At 74.7% G+C, this 17088-nt stretch carries 17 protein-coding genes; 10 read left to right on the top strand and 7 right to left on the bottom strand.

Annotated elements, in window-relative coordinates; genetic code table 11:
* Positions 1-92 precede the first annotated feature (92 nt).
* Complete coding sequence (locus tag FN207_RS03285; protein ID WP_246065719.1) at positions 93-1694, top strand: SpoIIE family protein phosphatase; 1602 nt, start codon at positions 93-95, stop codon at positions 1692-1694.
* 28 nt (positions 1695-1722) lie between these two features.
* On the opposite strand, the gene FN207_RS03280 is transcribed toward FN207_RS03285, so the two are convergent.
* The 6 genes from FN207_RS03280 to FN207_RS03255 all read right to left on the bottom strand — a co-directional run bounded on the left by FN207_RS03280 (position 1723) and on the right by FN207_RS03255 (position 6755).
* A complete protein-coding gene (locus FN207_RS03280; protein WP_142456887.1) occupies positions 1723-1941 on the bottom strand; it encodes a hypothetical protein in 219 nt (72 codons plus the stop codon).
* A complete protein-coding gene (locus FN207_RS03275; protein ID WP_142456886.1) occupies positions 1938-2987 on the bottom strand; it encodes a hemolysin family protein in 1050 nt (349 codons plus the stop codon). Before FN207_RS03275 ends, FN207_RS03280 begins: the two co-directional genes overlap by 4 nt.
* Positions 2980-4371, bottom strand: coding sequence for a hemolysin family protein (locus tag FN207_RS03270; protein ID WP_142456885.1), 1392 nt, complete (start codon positions 4369-4371; stop codon positions 2980-2982). The genes FN207_RS03275 and FN207_RS03270 overlap by 8 nt, the downstream gene beginning before the upstream one ends.
* A gap of 69 nt (positions 4372-4440) precedes the next feature.
* Entirely contained in the window at positions 4441-4689 is a 249-nt protein-coding gene (locus FN207_RS03265) for a MoaD/ThiS family protein (RefSeq protein WP_142456884.1), read from the bottom strand.
* Positions 4690-4694: 5 nt separating this feature from the next.
* Entirely contained in the window at positions 4695-5744 is a 1050-nt protein-coding gene (moaA, locus tag FN207_RS03260) for a GTP 3',8-cyclase MoaA (protein ID WP_221888010.1), read from the bottom strand.
* Positions 5745-5888: 144 nt separating this feature from the next.
* On the bottom strand, positions 5889-6755 hold the full coding sequence (locus FN207_RS03255; protein ID WP_142456883.1) for a hypothetical protein: 867 nt from the start codon (positions 6753-6755) through the stop codon (positions 5889-5891).
* A gap of 190 nt (positions 6756-6945) precedes the next feature.
* Here FN207_RS03255 and FN207_RS03250 point away from each other — a divergent pair, with 190 nt between their 5' ends.
* Positions 6946-8202, top strand: a complete 1257-nt coding sequence (locus tag FN207_RS03250; protein WP_142456882.1) for an MFS transporter — start codon at positions 6946-6948, stop codon at positions 8200-8202.
* Positions 8203-8273: 71 nt separating this feature from the next.
* Complete coding sequence (locus tag FN207_RS03245) at positions 8274-9113, top strand: aldo/keto reductase (RefSeq protein ID WP_142456881.1); 840 nt, start codon at positions 8274-8276, stop codon at positions 9111-9113.
* Positions 9114-9301: 188 nt separating this feature from the next.
* Here the strand turns inward: FN207_RS03245 and FN207_RS03240 are convergent, their stop codons facing one another.
* A complete protein-coding gene (locus tag FN207_RS03240) occupies positions 9302-10111 on the bottom strand; it encodes a DUF3097 domain-containing protein (RefSeq protein ID WP_142456880.1) in 810 nt (269 codons plus the stop codon).
* A gap of 320 nt (positions 10112-10431) precedes the next feature.
* Between FN207_RS03240 and FN207_RS03235 the strand changes: the two genes are divergently transcribed.
* The 7 genes from FN207_RS03235 (at position 10432) to FN207_RS03205 (ending at position 17079) form a co-directional block, all read left to right on the top strand.
* Positions 10432-11436: a DUF2382 domain-containing protein gene (locus FN207_RS03235; protein WP_142456879.1), complete on the top strand. Its 1005-nt coding sequence runs from the start codon at positions 10432-10434 to the stop codon at positions 11434-11436.
* Positions 11437-11589: 153 nt separating this feature from the next.
* Positions 11590-12507, top strand: a complete 918-nt coding sequence (locus tag FN207_RS03230; protein WP_246065718.1) for an AAA family ATPase — start codon at positions 11590-11592, stop codon at positions 12505-12507.
* A gap of 88 nt (positions 12508-12595) precedes the next feature.
* Positions 12596-13678 carry a vWA domain-containing protein gene (locus tag FN207_RS03225; protein WP_246065717.1) on the top strand — a complete coding sequence of 361 codons (1083 nt, stop codon included), beginning with the start codon at positions 12596-12598 and terminating at the stop codon, positions 13676-13678.
* Complete coding sequence (locus FN207_RS03220) at positions 13671-14792, top strand: XdhC family protein (RefSeq protein ID WP_142456877.1); 1122 nt, start codon at positions 13671-13673, stop codon at positions 14790-14792. The genes FN207_RS03225 and FN207_RS03220 overlap by 8 nt, the downstream gene beginning before the upstream one ends.
* 14 nt (positions 14793-14806) lie before the next feature.
* Positions 14807-15391: an MOSC domain-containing protein gene (locus FN207_RS03215; protein WP_142456876.1), complete on the top strand. Its 585-nt coding sequence runs from the start codon at positions 14807-14809 to the stop codon at positions 15389-15391.
* A gap of 36 nt (positions 15392-15427) precedes the next feature.
* Complete coding sequence (locus FN207_RS03210) at positions 15428-15820, top strand: MmcQ/YjbR family DNA-binding protein (protein WP_221888009.1); 393 nt, start codon at positions 15428-15430, stop codon at positions 15818-15820.
* 119 nt (positions 15821-15939) lie between these two features.
* Positions 15940-17079 (top strand): NDMA-dependent alcohol dehydrogenase, encoded by a 1140-nt coding sequence (locus FN207_RS03205; RefSeq protein WP_142456875.1) that lies wholly within the window; start codon positions 15940-15942, stop codon positions 17077-17079.
* The last annotated feature ends 9 nt before the right edge of the window (positions 17080-17088 follow it).

Raw genomic sequence — 17088 nt, 5'->3', positions numbered from 1 at the left:
TGACCGGCGGTAGGGACGCGTGACACAACGGTGCGGGACTCCAAGGGCGGGGTGCACCCCCCGGCGTGCCCGCGGACCGCGGCCGGACCACAGTGAGGTGTCTCCTGGCCGCTCCTGAGCGCGATCCGGTCCTCGAGGCGATGCCGCTGGGCTACATGGCCATCGACCGCGACTGGCGGGTCACCTACGTCAACCGGCACGGCGAGGACGTCGTCGGGAAGACCTGGGACGAGCTGGTCGGCGCCTGCTACTGGGCCGCCTTCCCCGCCAACCGCGACAACGAGTTCGGTGCGGCCTACCGCGAGGTGGTGGCCACCGGCTCCGCCCGGACGGTCGAGGCGTTCTACCCCGAGCCGCTCAACCGCTGGTTCGAGGTCAGCGCGGTCCCGCTGCAGGCGGGCCTGGCGCTCTACTTCTCCGAGGTCACCGTCCGCCGCACCGCGCAGGACCGGCTGGCCCTGCTCGCCCGCGTCGGCGCCGAGCTGACCGCCACCCTCGACCTCGGCGAGGCGGTCCGCCGGATCCCGCGCCTGGTGGTGCCCGAGCTCGGCGAGGCCTGCCTGCTCACCGTCCTCGACGACGAGGGCCGGCCGCGCGACCTCGGCTCCTGGCACCGGGACCCCGATCGCCGCGACGTGCTGACCCGCTACGCCGGCGTCCGGCTGCCGGGGATGCCGTCGGCCGCCCCGGTGATGCGGGCGCTGGCGGGGGAGACGGTGACCGCCGACGGCGAGGCGGTGCTGGCGGCCATCGAGGACGACGAGGCCGCCCGGCTCTACCGCGAGCTGGGCGCCCCGGCGGTGCTCGCCGTCCCCCTGCCGGGCCGCGACCGGGTGATCGGCGCCCTCACCTTCCTCGCCGGTGACGCCCGCAGTGCCGCCCGCGTGGACCCGATCACCGCCCGCGAGGTGGCCGGCCGGGTGGGGCTGGCGCTGGACAACGTCCGGCTCTTCGCCCGCCAGAGCCAGCTGGCCGAGGCCCTGCAGCGCAGCCTGCTCACCGATCCGCGCGGCTCCGGGCTGGGCGCGATCGAGGTCCGCTACACGCCGGCTGCCGAGGCGGCCCGCGTCGGCGGCGACTGGTACGACGCGTTCCCCCAGCCGGGCGGGGCGACGACGCTGGTCATCGGCGACGTCGTCGGCCACGACACCGCGGCCGCGGCGGCCATGGGCCAGCTGCGGTCCCTGCTGCGCGGCGTGGCCGCCTACAGCGGTGCCGGCCCGGCCGAGGTGCTGCGCGGGCTCGACGAGGCGATGACGACCCTCGGCGTCGACACCTACGCCACCGTCGCCGTCGCCCGCTTCGAGCGCACGCCGGCGGAGGCCGCGGCCGGCCGCACGCGGATGTGCTGGGCCAGCGCCGGCCACCTCCCGCCCCTGGTGCTCGACCCCGCCGGGCGGCCGGTCGTGCTGCCGGTGCTGCCGGGCGACCTGCTGCTCGGCGTCGACCCGGCCAGCGTCCGCGCCGAGAGCTCGCTGGTGCTCGAGGCCGGCTCCACGGTGCTGCTGTTCACCGACGGCCTGGTCGAGCGGCGCGGTCTCGACCTCGACGCCGGGCTGGCGCTGCTCACCGACGCCGTCGCCGAGCTCGGCGGGCTCCCGCTCGACGAGCTGTGCGACGAGGTCATCGAGCGGCTCGTGCACGGCCGTCCGGAGGACGACGTCGCCCTGGTCGCCCTGCGCCTCGACCGCTGAGGGACCGGACGGCCGAGGCGCCGGCGGCTCAGCCGGCGGTGCGGCCGTCCTCGTCGGTCGGGCGGACCTCGCGGTGCCCGTGCGCGGCCTCCTCGGCGCGCTCCTCCTCGAGCTCCACCTCGCCCTCCAGGCGGTGGGCCTCCCCGGCCACCTGGGCGGCGGCGTCGCCGTGCGACTCGCCGTAGACCTCCTCGGCCCGGCCCAGCAGCTCCTCGGCCTTCGCCTTGGCCTTGTCGATGAAGCTCATCGTCGTCCCGTCCTCTCCGTACCCCGGTGCGCAGCGTCGCGGATCTCGCCGACCAGCTCCTCCAGGATGTCCTCCAGTGCCACGACGCCGACCACCCGGCCCGCGTCGGTGACCGCGGCGAACTGTGCCCGCCCGGCCTGCATGACCGCCAGCGTGCGGCGCAGGTCGTCCTCGGCGGCCACGCGCGGCAGCGGCCGGGTGATGTCCCGGACCCGCGGCTCGGGGGCGCCGTCGGCCTGCAGCACGTCCTTGACGTGCACGTAGCCGAGCAGCCGGTCGCCGACGGCCACCGGGAAGCGGGAGAAGCCGGTGGTGGCCGCGGCCCGCTCGACCGCGGCGGTGTCGTCGTCGGGGCCGACGACGGTCAGCGCGGCCCGCGGGATGAGCACCGAGCGGGTGTCGCGCTCCTCCAGGCCCAGCGCGCCGGTGAGCAGCGCGTGGTCCCGCTCGCCGAGCAGGCCGCCGGCGCGGGACTCGTCGAACAGGCCGGACACCTGGTCGCGGGTGAACGCGCTGGTCACCTCGGCCCGGGGGGTGATGCCGATCAGCCGCAGGACGCCGTTGGCCAGCGCGTTGAGCGTCACGATGACCGGCTTGAGCACCGTGACGACGGCGGCCAGCGGCGGGGTCAGCGCCAGCGCGGCCCGGTCGGGCCCGGCCAGCGCCAGGTTCTTCGGCACCATCTCGCCGATCACCACGTGCAGCGCGACGACGGCGGTCAGCGCGAGCACGAAGGAGATCGGGTGCACCAGCGCCTCGGGCACCGCCAGCGCCGTGAAGACCGGCTCCAGCAAGTGCGCCACCGCGGGCTCGCCGATCGCGCCGAGGCCGAGCGAGCAGACGGTGATGCCCAGCTGCGCGCCGGCCATCATGAGCGAGACCCGCTCCATCGCGGCGAGCGTCGTGCGGGCGCGGCGGGAGCCGGCGTCGGCCATGGGCTCGATCGACGAGCGGCGGGCGGAGATCAGCGCGAACTCCGCGCCGACGAAGAAGGCGTTGGCCAGCAGCAGCACGACGGCGACGAGCACGCCGACCCAGTCACCCACGGTCGTCCTCCTCGTCCTCGTCGCCGGTGGTGGCGGGCACCTCGCCGACGACGGCCCGCTCCACGCGGGTGCCGTCGACCTTCTCGACCTCGACCCACACGCCCGCCGGCAGGCCCTCGGCCTCGGCGGCGAGCTCCGGCGGCAGGGTGGGCCGCGCCTCGATCCGGTCGCCGACCTCCGGGATCCGGCCGAGCACGTGCAGCACCAGGCCGCCGAGGGTCTCCCAGTGCCGGTCGGAGGGGACCGCCAGCCCGGTGGCTGCGGCCACCTCGTCGGGGCGCAGCAGGCCCGGCACCGACCAGGTGCCGTCGCCGCGGTCGACGACGTCGTCGCCGGTCTCCTGGTCGTACTCGTCGGTGAGGTCGCCGACGATCTCCTCCACGAGGTCCTCGATGGTCACGACGCCGTCGGTGCCGCCGTACTCGTCGACGACGACGGCCATCTGCAGCCCGCCGCGGCGCAGGTCGCCGAGCAGGTCGTCGAGCCGCCGCGACGTCGGGACGAACAGCGCCGGGAGCATGACCGCCGTGACCGGGGTGTCGCCGCGCCGGTCACGCGGGACGGCCAGGGCGTGTTTCACGTGGACCATGCCGACGACGTCGTCGACGCCGGCCCCGGAGACGACGGGGAAGCGCGAGTGCCCGGAGTCGCGGGCGGCCCGGAGCACCTCGGCGACCGGGGCGTCGTCGAGCACGGTGGTCATGCGGGTGCGCGGGGTGGCCGCGTCGCTGGCCCGCAGCTCACCGAAGGCGAGCCCCCGCTCGAGCAGGACGGCGGTCTCGGCCGGGAGCGTGCCCTGCCGGCCGGAGCGGCGGACCAGCGAGGTCAGCTCCTCCGGCGAGCGCGCCGAGGCCAGCTCCTCCTGCGGCTCCACGCCGAACAGCCGGCGCAGCAGGGCGTTGGCCCAGCCGTTGAGGAAGCGGATGACCAGTGAGGTCGAGCGGGTGAAGCCCCGCTGGAAGCCCGACACGGCCCGGGCGGTGCGCAGCGGCTCGCTGATGGCCACGTTCTTCGGCACCAGCTCGCCGAACACCATGGTCAGCGCCGTGGCCAGGACGAGCGCCAGGGTGATCGAGACCGACCGGGCGGCGCCGCCGGACAGGCCGACCGCCTCCAGCGGCCCGCGCAGCAGGGCGGCGATCGAGGGCTCGGCGACGAAGCCGATGGCCAGGTTGGTCACGGTGATGCCGAGCTGGGCGCCCGACAGCTGGGTGGAGAGGGTCTTGAGGGCGGCGAGCACCCCGGCCGACCCGCGCACGCCGGCCTCGACCTCGCGTTCGACGGTGGGCCGGTCGACGGTCACCAGGGAGAACTCGAAGGCCACGAAGGCGGCGCAGGCGAGGACCAGCAGGACGCCGACGAGGACGAGCAGCCACTCGATCACGGCGTCGCCTCGGAGGCGGGGAGGGGGTGGGGAGGGCTCGTATGGTGAGGCGAGCTCACGAGGGGACGGTCATCCTCCGGCGAAGGGGGGCAGCACGTCGACGACCGCCCCGGGTGACAGCTGCAACGAGCGGTCGCGGGTCTGCGTTCCGTCGACGAGGAACGAGCAGGCGGTGAGCACCCGCTCGAGGCGCTCGCCGTGTGCGTCCACGATCCGGCCGACCAGCTCCTCGAGCGTGCCGGCCGCGCAGGTCTCGGTGTCCACGCCGCTGGCCGCGCGGGCCCCGGCGAAGTACCGCACGGTGATGTCGGTGGCCACGGAGGTCAGCCCCCGATGGCCGACATCGGCCGGCTCGGCTGCAGGAAGCTCGGGTCGTCGATGCCGTGGCCGGGGAGCTTGGCCAGGGTGGCGATCCGCCAGCGGTCGGCCAGCTCGTCGTCGGTGGCGCCCTCGCGCATCGCCGTCCGCAGGTCGGACTCCTCGCGGGCGAACAGGCAGTTGCGGATCTGGCCGTCGGCGGTGAGCCGGGTGCGGTCGCAGGTGCCGCAGAAGGAGCGGGTGACCGAGGCGATGATGCCGACGGTGGCCGGGCCGCCGTCGACCAGCCAGCGCTCGGCCGGCGCCGACCCGCGCTCCTCGGTGTCGGGCGTGAGCTCGTGGGCGGCCGACAGCTGCTCGAGGATGTCCTCGGCGGTGACCATCCGGCCGCGGGTCCAGGCGTGGTGGGCGTCGAGCGGCATCTGCTCGATGAACCGCAGCTGGTAGCCGTGCTCGAGGCAGAAGTCGAGCAGGGGCAGTGCGTCGGAGTCGTTGACCCCGTGCAGCAGGACGGCGTTGACCTTCACCGGCGTGAGCCCGGCCTCCTGGGCGGCGGCGAGCCCGGCGAGGACGTCGTCGAGCCGGTCGCGGTACGCCAGTTGCTTGAACCGCTCGCGGTCGAGGGTGTCGAGGCTGACGTTGATCCGGTCCAGCCCCGCGGCGGCCAGCGCGGGCGCGACGCGGGCCAGGCCGATGGCGTTGGTGGTGAGGCTGACCTCGGGGCGCGGCGACAGCGCGGTGGCCGCCTCCACGATGCCCACGAGGCCCGGACGCAGCAGCGGCTCGCCGCCGGTGAAGCGGACCTCGCGGATGCCCAGCCGCTCGACGCCGATGCCCACCAGCCGGGCGACCTCGTCGTCGGTGAGCTGCTCGGCCTTGGGCAGCCACTGCAGGCCCTCCGGCGGCATGCAGTAGGTGCAGCGCAGGTTGCAGCGGTCGGTGAGCGAGACGCGCAGGTCGGTGGCGGTCCGGCCGTGCCGGTCGACCAGCCCGCCACTGCCGGGCACGCCGTCGGACGGGCGCACCTGGGGCTCGGGCAGGTCGGCGGAGGTCACGATCGCAATGTAATCGCGGGTGCCGACGCCGTCCCCCTGCTCGGGGCTCCGGATCCCCGGGACGCCGCATCCGCGGCTCCCGGGGTGGAGGGGAGCCGCGGATGCGGGATCACTCGCTGCGCGGACGGTGCATCCGCCGGCGGGTCAGCCGATCGGGGTGGGGTTCGTCGGGTCCGGGGGCACCGGCACCGAGCCCTGGATGCGGTTGCGGGCCTGGCAGTCGCTGGTGCAGTTGGTGGCGCCGGCCGAGAGTTCGATCGAGTCCTCGCCGAGCACCCCGCCCATGCGGCCGCCCGAGGCGACCGACCAGCGCGTCGTGGTGGCCGTCTGCTCGAGCTTGGTGGCCACCTGCGGGCTGTCCTTGCCGAGCAGCATCTGGTGCGTGGCGTCGGCGGCGACGCCGTTGCCGAAGTTGATCTTCCCCGTGTACTCGTTGACGAAGTAGAAGAGGCCCGCGCCCAGGGTGTGCACGTACTCGACCGCGCCGCCGAACTCCTGCTCCATCTGGAAGATGCCGCCCTGCGGGGCGTCCTTCGCCTGGACCTTGAGCTTGCCGCCGGAGGCCGTGGCGAACGTGACGACGAGGACGTCGTCGCGCAGCCGCAGCTCCGAGATCCGCACGCCGCGCAGCTGGGCGGGGGTGAGCACCGGCACCTTCGAGGCGAAGACGACGGTCGGCGCGGTGACCATCCGCTGCGGGTCCGGGGCGCCGGTGAGCGTGTAGTCGTACACGCCGAGGGTGGCCGGGGCGATCGTGAAGGTGACGTGCCGGCCGCGGACGGCGATCGGGGCGGTGGGCGTGGTGTCGCGCAGGCGGTACTCGTTGCCGGCGCCGGGATTCGACGTGCGGCCGTTGACGGTCACGGCGAAGTCGCCGCCGCTGCTCGCGCCCTCCGCCGCGCCGTCGTCGCCGCCGGAGGCGGAGGCGGTGCCGGGGACGAGCAGCGCGGCGAGCGCGAGCAGCAGGACGAGGACGGCGCGCAGGGGACGCGGCCGGGAGGTGGGGGCCACGGGGCTCCTCGGGTCGGCGGGACGGGCGCCGCCCAGGGTGCATGAACGTTCATGGACCTGACGTGACGACACGCACACGAGCCGTGAACGCGGACGACGGGACCGCGGTGCGTTGTTACGGTCGGGTCGCCACCCGAGAGCCCGGCGGGCAGACCCGCACTCGCCTGTGGCCAGGAAGCGCGAGAAGCCCGTGTCACCCCGCACCGTCCTCCGTCCCCTGCTCGGCCCCTACGCCCGCCTGTTCGCCGTCCCCGGCGCCGTGTGGTTCTCCCTCGCCGGGTGGGTCGCCCGCCTGCCGCTGCCGATGCTCGGCCTCGGCGCCGTCCTGCTCGTGGAGGGCGAGTCCGGCAGCTACGCGCTGGCCGGCGCGGTCTCCGGCGCCCTCGCCCTCTCCGCCGCGGTCGGCGGGCCGCTGTGGTCCCGGGCGATGGACCGGCGCGGCCAGGGCCGGGTGCTGCGGGTCGCCATGGCCGCCTACCTCGTCACCGGTCTGGCCTTCGTCGGCGTCGTGGTCGGCGACGCGCCCCGCTGGACCTGGTTCCTCCTCGGCGCCCTGACCGGCGCCAGCCTGCCCGGGATCGGCGCGATGGTCCGTGCGCGGTGGGCCGCGGCCCTCGAGGACGCCGAGCGGCGGCAGACCGCGTTCGCCTTCGAGTCCGTCGTCGACGAGGTCGTCTTCGTCGTGGGGCCGCCGCTGGTCACGGTGCTCGGCACGCTGATCGCGCCGGCCGCGGGCTTCACCACCGGCATCGTGCTCGGCACGGTCGGCGGGCTGTGGCTGGCACGCCAGCGGGACACCGAGCCCGTGGTCGTGCCCGCGACGGCCGGCGGCCCCTCCCGGCTGCGGGCCGCGCTCGGGCCCGCGGTGGTCGTCGTCACGCTCGCCTACGTCGGCGTGGGCACCGTCTTCGGCGCCATGGACGTCGTCGTCGTGGGCTTCGCCGAGGAGCAGGGGGTCCCCGCGCTCGCCGGCCTCGCGCTGGCGCTCTACGCCGGCGGCAGCCTGGTGGCCGGCCTGGCCTACGGCGTGGCCCGCCTGCGCGGGACGCTCGCCGGGCGCTTCCTCGGCACCGCCGTCGCGTTCGGGCTGGCCGCGCAGGGACTGTGGGCGGTGTCCTCCCTGCCGCTGCTGGTGGGCGCCGGGTTCCTCGCCGGTCTCGCCGTCGCGCCGGTGCTGGTGTCGGGCGCGTCGCTGGTGGAGTCGCGCGTTCCGCGGGCCGCGCTCACCGAGGCGCTGTCGTGGACCAACACCGGGCTGACGCTCGGCGTCACCGCGGGCTCCGCGCTGGCCGGTGCGGCGGTCGACGCGTGGGGCGCCGAGGCGGCCTTCGCCGTGCCCGCGCTCGCCGCGGCGGGGGCCGCGGTGCTGGCGCTGGCCGCCGCGCCGCTGCTGCGTCGCGCTCCCGAGCCGGAACCGGCACGGGTGGGGGACGCGGTCGGCGGGTAGCGGACCGAACGGAGCTTGGCGCGCCATGGAGTGGCGCGCCGCCCACCGTCCCCGATCGAAGAGGAGAGCCCGTGGCCACCGTGCCCACCATCGCCCTGAACAACGGCGTCGAGATCCCGCAGCTGGGCTTCGGCGTCTTCCAGATCCCGCCGGACCAGACCGTCGAGGCGACCCGCACCGCGCTCGAGGTCGGCTACCGGCACATCGACACCGCCGAGATGTACGGCAACGAGAAGGAGGTCGGCCAGGCGGTCCGCGAGTCGGGCATCGACCGGTCGGAGGTCTTCGTCACCAGCAAGCTCAACAACGGCTTCCACCGCCGCGACGACGCGCTGCGCGCCTTCGACCAGACGATGGCCGACCTCGGCTTCGACTACCTGGACCTGTTCCTGGTCCACTGGCCGCTGCCGACGATCGACGTCGACTACGTCGAGACGTGGAAGGCCATGGAGGAGATCTACGCGTCCGGCCGGTGCCGCGCGGTCGGCGTCTCCAACTTCAACCCGCACCACCTGCGCCGGCTGTTCGCCGAGACCGAGGTGCGGCCGGCGGTCAACCAGATCGAGGCGCACCCCTACCTCGCCAACGACGAGGTGCGCGCCTTCGACGCCGAGCACGAGATCGTCACCGAGGCCTGGTCGCCGATCGCGCAGGGCAAGGTGCTCGACGACCCCGCGATCGTGGCCATCGCCGAGACGCTGGGGCGGACGCCGGCCCAGGTCGTGCTCCGCTGGCACGTCCAGCGCGGCGACGTCGTCTTCCCGAAGTCGGTGACCCGTCAGCGGGTGGAGGAGAACTTCGCGCTGTTCGACTTCGAGCTCGACCAGGGTCAGATGGCGACGATCACCGGCCTCGACCGCGGCGAGCGCACCGGCCCCGACCCGGACACGTTCGACTACGTGCCCAGCTGATCCTCCGGCGCGCCGACGGCCGCCGTTCCCGCGTGGGGACGGCGGCCGTCGTCGTCCCATCGTGACGGCGGGCGCCACGGGAGCCCACGGAGGACCGTCCTGGCTCACCGCGACGCGTCCTGGCTCACCACCGACGGTGAGCCGGGACGCCGCACGATCAGGTCACCTGATCATGCGCGCTGTCGTCGTCAGTCCAGCGTGACGAAGTCGATGAGCTCCTCGACCCGGCCGATGAGCGCGGGCTCGAGGTCGGTCCAGGTCCGCACCCGGGCGAGGATGCGCTGCGCCCACACGTAGCCGGTGTCGTCCTCCCAGCCGAGCCGGCGGCAGACGCCCTCCTTCCACGACTCGCCCTTCGGCACGGTCGGCCACGCGCGGATGCCGACGACGGAGGGCTTGACCGCCTGCCAGATGTCGATGAACGGGTGGCCGACGACGAGCGCGTGCGCGCCGGTCACCTGCTCGGCGATCCGCGACTCCTTCGACCCGCGCACCAGGTGGTCGACGAGCACGCCGAGCCGCCGGCCCTCCGACGGGCGGAACTCGCGCACGATGCCGGGCAGGTCGTCGACGCCGTGCAGCGGCTCGACGACGACGCCCTCGATGCGCAGGTCGTGGCCCCACACCTTCTCGACCAGCTCGGCGTCGTGCTTGCCCTCGACGTAGATGCGGCCCTCGCGGGCGACGCGGGCGCGTGCACCGGCCACGTAGGTCGAGCCCGAGGCGCTGCGGGTCGGCGTCGCCGGGCCCTTCGGCGTCGGGCGCACCAGCACGACCGGCCGGCCGTCGACCCAGAAGCCCGGGCCGAGGGGATAGGCGCGGACCTTCCCGAAGCGGTCCTCGAGGTGGACGACGTCCTTCTCGCAGCGGATCACGGCGCCGACGAACCCCGAGCTGGGGTCCTCGACCACGAGGTCGCGCTCGGCGGCCACCTGCGGCGGGGGCTTCTTGACCGTGCGGGGGTGCACCAGGTCGTCGTACGGAGAACGGGGCGGCACGGTCCCAGGAGAGCCGATGCGGGGGCCCGAGCCCGGCAGACGCGCCGGGGAGGGGTCGCTGTGGTGGGCGCGACACGCCCGGGCGTCCGCGTCGTGGCGGTGCGTGACGGGTCGTCGCGATGGGTCCGTGGCCCTCCTGACGGCCGTGACCCCGCCGTGACCTGGGGATTCGCCCGGCACGCGCCGGTACCGGCCCGGGACCGGCTGCTCCACGCTCAGCGACCGAAGTGTCCGAGTCGATCTCCCTCGTTTCGCCCCGCCCAGCCCGGTCACTGATCTAGAGACCGCCACACCACAGCTCAGATGGGAGCGATACGACGATGATCGGCACCGACACCATCAGCCGCGTGATCGGCCAGGACGTCTACGACGAGTCGGGCGAGAAGATCGGCTCGGCCTCCGAGGTCTACCTCGACGACGAGACCGGTCAGCCGGAGTGGGCCACGGTGCGGACCGGCCTGTTCGGCACCAAGGAGTCCTTCGTCCCGCTGCGCGACGCCGACCTGACCAACGACGGCCTCCGCGTCCGCGTGAGCAAGGCCAAGGTCAAGGACGCACCGAAGATCGACACCGACGGTCACCTCTCCCCGCAGGAGGAGCAGGAGCTGTACCGGTACTACGGCCTCGGCTCGGGCACGCAGACGCAGACCACGAGGACGGACACCGGCACCGCCGGCACCTACTCGACGGACCAGAGCCGCTCGCAGCAGGACCTGACGACGGCCGGCACCGGGACCGTGGGCACCGCCGGGACCGCCGGCCGGGACCGTGACCGTGACGGCGTACGCGACGACCTCGAGACCCGCGGCACCGTCGGCCACGACACCTCCGGCCCGACCACCGACAACGCGATGACCCGCTCCGAGGAACACCTCAACGTGGGCACCCAGCGGGTCGAGGCCGGCCGCGCGCGGCTGCGCAAGTACGTCGTCTCGGAGAACGTGACCGAGACCGTGCCGGTCTCCCGCGAGGAGGTCCGGGTCGAGCGCGAGCCGATCACCGACGCCAACATCGGCAACGCCATGGACGGGCCGGCCATCTCCGAGGAGGAGCACGAGGTCGTCCTGCATGCCGAGCGCCCCGTGGTGTCCAAGGAGGCCACGCCGGTCGAGCGCGTCCGCCTCGACACCCAGACGGTGACCGAGCAGCAGCAGGTCTCCGAGCAGGTGCGCCGCGAGGAGATCGAGGTCGAGGGTGGCGAGGCCGGCGTCGCCGGCACGGGCCGCCACACGACCGGGACGACCGGGCGCGAGGACGACCGTGGCCTCGTGCAGAAGGCCAAGGACAAGCTGGACCGCGACAACGACGGCAAGATCGGTCGCTGAACCGGTAACAGCACCACCGCCCGGACCTGACCGGGCGCAGCACAGGCGGCGGCGGCCGGCCGGAGACGACGACTCCCGGCCGGCCGCCGTGTCGTCTGCAACCGTTGCGGGGGCACCGGGTCGCGTCCCTGGTCAGGTGGGATGCTCGGCGGCGTGACCGAGACCACGGCTGCGCCGTCGACCCGGACCGACGGCCTCCCCGGCGGCCCCGAGGAGCTGGCCGCCGCGCTCCGGTCGACCGGCTACCTGCCCGACGAGGGCCTGGCCACCGCGGCCTACCTGGCGCTGGTCATGCGCCGGCCGCTGTTCCTGGAGGGCGAGGCCGGCGTCGGCAAGACCGCGCTGGCACGGGCGCTGGCCACGATCACCGGCCGTCCGCTGTACCGGCTGCAGTGCTACGAGGGCCTCGAGGCCAGCCAGGCGCTCTATGACTGGGACTTCGGCCGCCAGCTGCTGCACCTGCGCGCCGCCGAGGCCGCCCACGCCACGGCCGACACCGCGTCGCTGGAGGCCTCGCTCTACGACCGGCGGTTCCTGCTCGCCCGGCCGCTGCTGCAGGCGCTGGAGGACTCCCCGAGCGTGCTGCTGGTCGACGAGGTCGACCGCGCCGACGACGAGTTCGAGGCGTTCCTGCTCGAGGTCCTCTCCGACTTCACCATCTCCATCCCGGAGCTGGGCACCGTGCGCGCCGACGTCCCGCCGCTGGTGGTGCTGACCTCCAACCGCACCCGCGAGGTGCACGACGCGCTCAAGCGCCGCTGCCTCTACCACTGGCTCGAGCACCCCGACTTCGACCGCGAGGTGGCCATCCTGCGCACCCGGCTGCCGGAGGTCACCGAGCAGTTGGCCCGCGAGGTGGCCCGGGCGACGGCGAAGCTGCGGACGCTGGACCTGCTCAAGCCGCCCGGTGTCGCCGAGGCCATGGACTGGGCCACCGCGCTGCACGCCCTGGGCGCCCGCGACCTCGACCCCGATCTCGCCGCGCGCACGCTCGGCGCGGTGATCAAGTACCGCGAGGACACCGACCGGGTGCACTCGCTCGCGCGGGGAGCGCTCTTCGGTGGCGCCTGACGAAGGACCCCGTCCCTCTCACCCTTCGCGAGCTCAGGGCGAGCCTCCGGACGGGGTCGTTCCAGCACGTCACGGTGTCGTCGCCGTCGTGCTGGGGTTCGCCCGCACGCTGCGCGCCGCCGGTGTCAGCGCCTCCCCGGACCGGGTCGAGGCCATGCTCGCGGCCGTGGCGGCGCTCGACGTCCTGGACGCCACCGCCGTCTACTGGGCCGGCCGCCTGACACTGTGCTCGGGCCCCGACGACCTCGACCGCTACGACGCCGCCTTCAGCGCGTACTTCGGCGGCGAGGCCCCGCGGCGGGGACGCCCCCCGGCGTCGGCCCCGCCGCGGACCGCCGTCAGCGCGCCGCTCGAGGAGGGCGGCGGAGCCGGCGAGGAGGGCGAGGACCCCGCCGACCTCGCCGTCGCCGCGTCCGCCGACGAGGTGCTGCGCCAGCGCGACGTCGCCGACCTGACCCCGGCCGAGCGCGAGCACCTGCGGCGGCTGTTCGCGCTGGTGCGCCCGGCGTCGCCGATGCGCCCGGCCCGCCGCCGGCGGCCGTCGGCGCACGGCTCGGTGCACCCGGCGCGCACGGTGCGGCGGGCGCTGCGCGACGGCGGCGAGGTGACCCGGCTGCTGCACCGGCGGGCCCGGCCCCGGCCGCGGCGGGTGGTGCTGCTCGTCGACGTCTCCGGCTCGATGAGCCCCTACGCCGACGCGCTGCTGCGCTTCGCCCACGCGGCGGCGCGCGCCCGGCCGGCCTCCACCGAGGTCTTCACGATCGGCACCCGGCTGACCCGCGTGACCCGGGAGATGCGGCTGCGCGACCCCGACCGGGCGCTCGCGGCCAGCGGGACCGCGATCCCCGACTGGTCCGGCGGCACGCGGCTCGGGGAGGTGCTCAAGGCCTTCCTCGACCGGTGGGGTCAGCGCGGCACCGCCCGGGGCGCCGTCGTCGTGGTGTGCAGCGACGGCTGGGAGCGGGGGAGCCCCGACCTGCTGCGCGAGCAGATGGCGCGGCTGCGCCGGCTGGCGCACGCCGTCGTCTGGGTCAACCCGCACAAGGGCCGGGCCGGCTACGAGCCGCTGACCGGCGGGATGCAGGCGGCGCTCCCGTCGGTTGACGCGTTCGTGTCGGGCCACAGCCTGGCCGCCTTCGAGGAGTTGTCAGGAGTGATCTCGCGTGCGTGAGGTGCTGGACGACCTGGTCGGCTGGTGGCAGGCCGGGGAGACGGTCGGGATGGGGACGGTCGTGGCCACCTGGCGCTCCGCGCCGCGGCCGGCCGGGGCGGCGATGCTCGTCGGTCCCGACGGCACGGCGGTGGGCAGCGTGTCCGGCGGCTGTGTCGAGGGCGCGGTGTACGAGGAGGCCAAGGACGTCGTCGAGTCCGGCGTCCCGACGCTGGAGCGCTACGGCGTCAGCGACGACGACGCGTTCGCCGTCGGGCTGACCTGCGGCGGGATCCTCGACGTCTTCGTCGAGCCGGTCTCGCGCGAGTCGTTCCCCGAGCTCGGGGAGATCGCCGAGTCGGTGGGCCGGCACGAGCCGGTCGCCGTCGTCACCTGCGTGCGCGGACCCGACGACCGCCTCGGCCGCCGCCTGGTGCTCTGGCCCGACCGCGCGTCGGGCACCCTCGGCCTGCAGCGCCTCGACGACGCCGTCGCCGCCGACGCCCGCGGCATGCTCGCCGCCGGCCGCACCGCCACGCTGACCTACGGCCACGACGGCGAGCGGCGCGGCGACGAGCTCACGCTGTTCGTCTCCTCCTTCGCCCCGCCGGCGCGGATGGTCGTGTTCGGCGCCATCGACTTCGCCGCTGCCGTCGCCCGGGTCGGTGCGTTCCTGGGCTACCGGGTGACCGTGTGCGACGCCCGCCCGGTGTTCGCCACCGCCCGCCGCTTCCCCGACGCCCACGAGGTCGTCGTCGAGTGGCCGCACCGCTACCTGCAGGCCGAGGTCGAGGCCGGGCGCATCGACGAGCGCACCGTGCTGTGCGTGCTCACCCACGACCCGAAGTTCGACGTCCCGCTGCTGGAGGTCGCGCTGCGCCTGCCGGTCGCCTACGTCGGCGCGATGGGGTCGCGGCGCACCCACGACGAGCGGCTGGAGCGGCTGCGCGAGGCGGGGCTGAGCGAGGCGGAGCTGGGCCGGCTGTCCTCGCCGATCGGCCTCGATCTCGGGGCGCGCACGCCCGAGGAGACCGCCGTGTCGATCGCCGCGGAGATCATCGCGGGGCGCTGGGGCGGTTCGGGAGAGCGGCTGACCGGCATCGAGGGCCCGATCCACCGCACCGCCGACCGGTGAGCAGCGCGGCAGAAATGGCCATTTCTGCCGCACTCGTCCACCGGTACGAGGTCGAGGTGGTGGGGCTGCTGGTCTCGCCGGTGCACCGGTACGACGGACGGCCGGGCGGCGTGGTGCCGGCCCAGGACGGCGACCGCGTGGAGCGGGTGGAGGTCCGCGCGGGGCACGGCATCGTCGGCGACCGCTACGCCGGCCGGGCCGCGCACCGCGACGCCGCCGTCACCGTGCTGGCCGCCGAGTCGGTGGAGGCACTCGCTGCCGAACTGGGCAGCGGCCCGCTCGACCCGCTGCTGACCCGCCGCAACGTGGTCCTGCGCGGCGCCGAGGTGGAGGCGCTGCGCGGCGAGGAGTTCGCGCTGGACTGCGGCGAGGGCGGCGTCGTCCTCCGGGGCGGCCGCCCGGCCAACCCGTGCGCCTGGCTGGACACCGTCCTCGCCCCCGGGGCGCACCGCGGCATGCGCGGCCGCGGGGGAGTGCGCTGCGCGCCGCTGTCCGACGGCGTCCTGCGCCTGGGGTCCGCCGTCCTCACCAGCGCCGTCCCGCTCGACCCGGCGCGGGCAGGCGAGGCCCACCGCGTCCTGCCGCGTCCCCGCGGCTGAGGCCGCCGGTCGGCTCCATGCGGCAGGCTGCACGGCGTGGACGGCGGAGAGCTGCTCGAGATCGCGATGGGGACCGCCGCGGCGCTCCCGGCAGTGACGCACGAGCACCCGTTCGGGCCCGAGTACGAGGTGTTCAAGGTCGCCGGCAAGGTGTTCCTGCTCGCGACCGAGGCGCCCGGTGAGCCCGTCGTGACGCTGAAGTGCGAGCCCGAGCACAGCAGGGCGCTGCAGCAGCGGTACGACGAGGTCGTCCCCGCCCGCTACCTGGACAAGAGGCATTGGCTGACCGTGCGTGCCGGTGGCGGGGTGACGCGGGAGCTCGTCGACGAGCTGGTGCACAACTCCTACGAGCTGGTGGTGGAGGGCCTGCCCCGGTCGAGACGCCCGGCCGGTGCGAGGCGGTCCCCCGGCGGACCGCGGGACGCCTGAGCCCGACGGCAGGCGCGGTCCTCCCCCCGTCCGGGGGTGGTCCCGGTCACACCCGGATCCCGACGATGACCGGGCCGAGGAGGAGCCGCCGGCGACGGCGGCCAGGGACGGGAGCGTCGATGAGGACCAGGGCAGCCGTACTCCGGGACACCGGGCAGCCGTTCGAGATCACCGAGCTCGAGCTCGACGAGCCCAAGGCCGGGGAGGTGCTCATCCGGTACGTCGCCGCGGGCCTGTGCCACTCCGACGAGCACCTGCGGCACGGCGACATCGTCCCGCAGTTCCCCATCGTCGGCGGGCACGAGGGCGCCGGGGTCATCGAGAAGGTCGGCCCCGGCGTGACCCGGCTGCAGCCCGGCGACCACGTCGTCTGCTCGTTCCTGCCGGTGTGCGGCCACTGCCGCTGGTGCTCGACGGGGAAGTCGAACCTCTGCGACATGGGCGCGTCGATCCTGATCGGGAACCTCCCCGACGGCACTTACCGCTTCCACGACGACGACGGCAACGACTACGGCGGCATGTGCATGCTGGGCACGTTCTCCGAGCGCGCGGTCATCAGCGAGAACTCCGCGGTCAAGGTCGACCCGGACCTGCCGCTGGACAAGGTCGTGCTCATCGGCTGCGGCGTCCCCACCGGCTGGGGGTCGGCGGTGCACGCGGCGGCCACCGAGCCCGGCGACACGATCGTCATCTACGGCATCGGCGGGATCGGCATCAACAGCGTGCAGGGCGCGGCGCTGGCCGGGGCGCGCAACGTCGTCGCCGTCGACCCGCTGCCCAACAAGCGCGAGGCCGCCGAGCAGCTGGGCGCCACGCACTCCTGCGAGACCGCCGAGGAGGCGCAGGAGCTCGTCCAGGAGCTCACCCACGGCGTCGGGGCGGACAAGGCGATCATCACCGTGGGCGTCGTGGACGCGAAGGTGGTCACCGACGCGGTGAACACCATCCGCAAGGGCGGCACGGCCGTGATCACCGGCCTGGCCGACCCGACGAAGAACAACATCGAGCTCAGCAGCTCGCTGCTGACCCTCTTCGAGAAGACCGTGAAGGGCAGCCTGTTCGGCTCGGGCGACCCGTTCCACGACATCCCGAAGATGATCGAGCTGTACCGGTCCGGCGACCTCAAGCTCGACGAGCTGATCACCCAGACCTACACGCTCGACGAGGTCAACCAGGGCTACGAGGACCTCGTGAACGGCAAGAACATCCGCGGCGTGATCATCTACGACACCCCGCCGCTCGACGGTGCGCCCGCCTGAGCGCGCCCC

Origin of the sequence: Geodermatophilus aquaeductus, from assembly GCF_900182545.1 — a bacterium.
In the GTDB taxonomy this organism is placed as follows: Bacteria; Actinomycetota; Actinomycetes; order Mycobacteriales; family Geodermatophilaceae; genus Geodermatophilus; species Geodermatophilus aquaeductus.
The sequence above is the reverse complement of the archived record's forward strand: the minus strand, read 5'-3'. Positions and strand labels throughout refer to the sequence as shown.

Excerpts from the sequence above, each read along its gene's own strand:
- FN207_RS03215 (WP_142456876.1), top strand. The coding sequence starts at position 14,807 with ATGGCCATTTCTGCCGCACTCGTCCACCGGTACGAGGTCGAGGTGGTG.
- FN207_RS03235 (WP_142456879.1), top strand. The coding sequence starts at position 10,432 with ATGATCGGCACCGACACCATCAGCCGCGTGATCGGCCAGGACGTCTAC.
- FN207_RS03205 (WP_142456875.1), top strand. The coding sequence starts at position 15,940 with ATGAGGACCAGGGCAGCCGTACTCCGGGACACCGGGCAGCCGTTCGAG.
- FN207_RS03280 (WP_142456887.1), bottom strand. The coding sequence starts at position 1,941 with ATGAGCTTCATCGACAAGGCCAAGGCGAAGGCCGAGGAGCTGCTGGGC.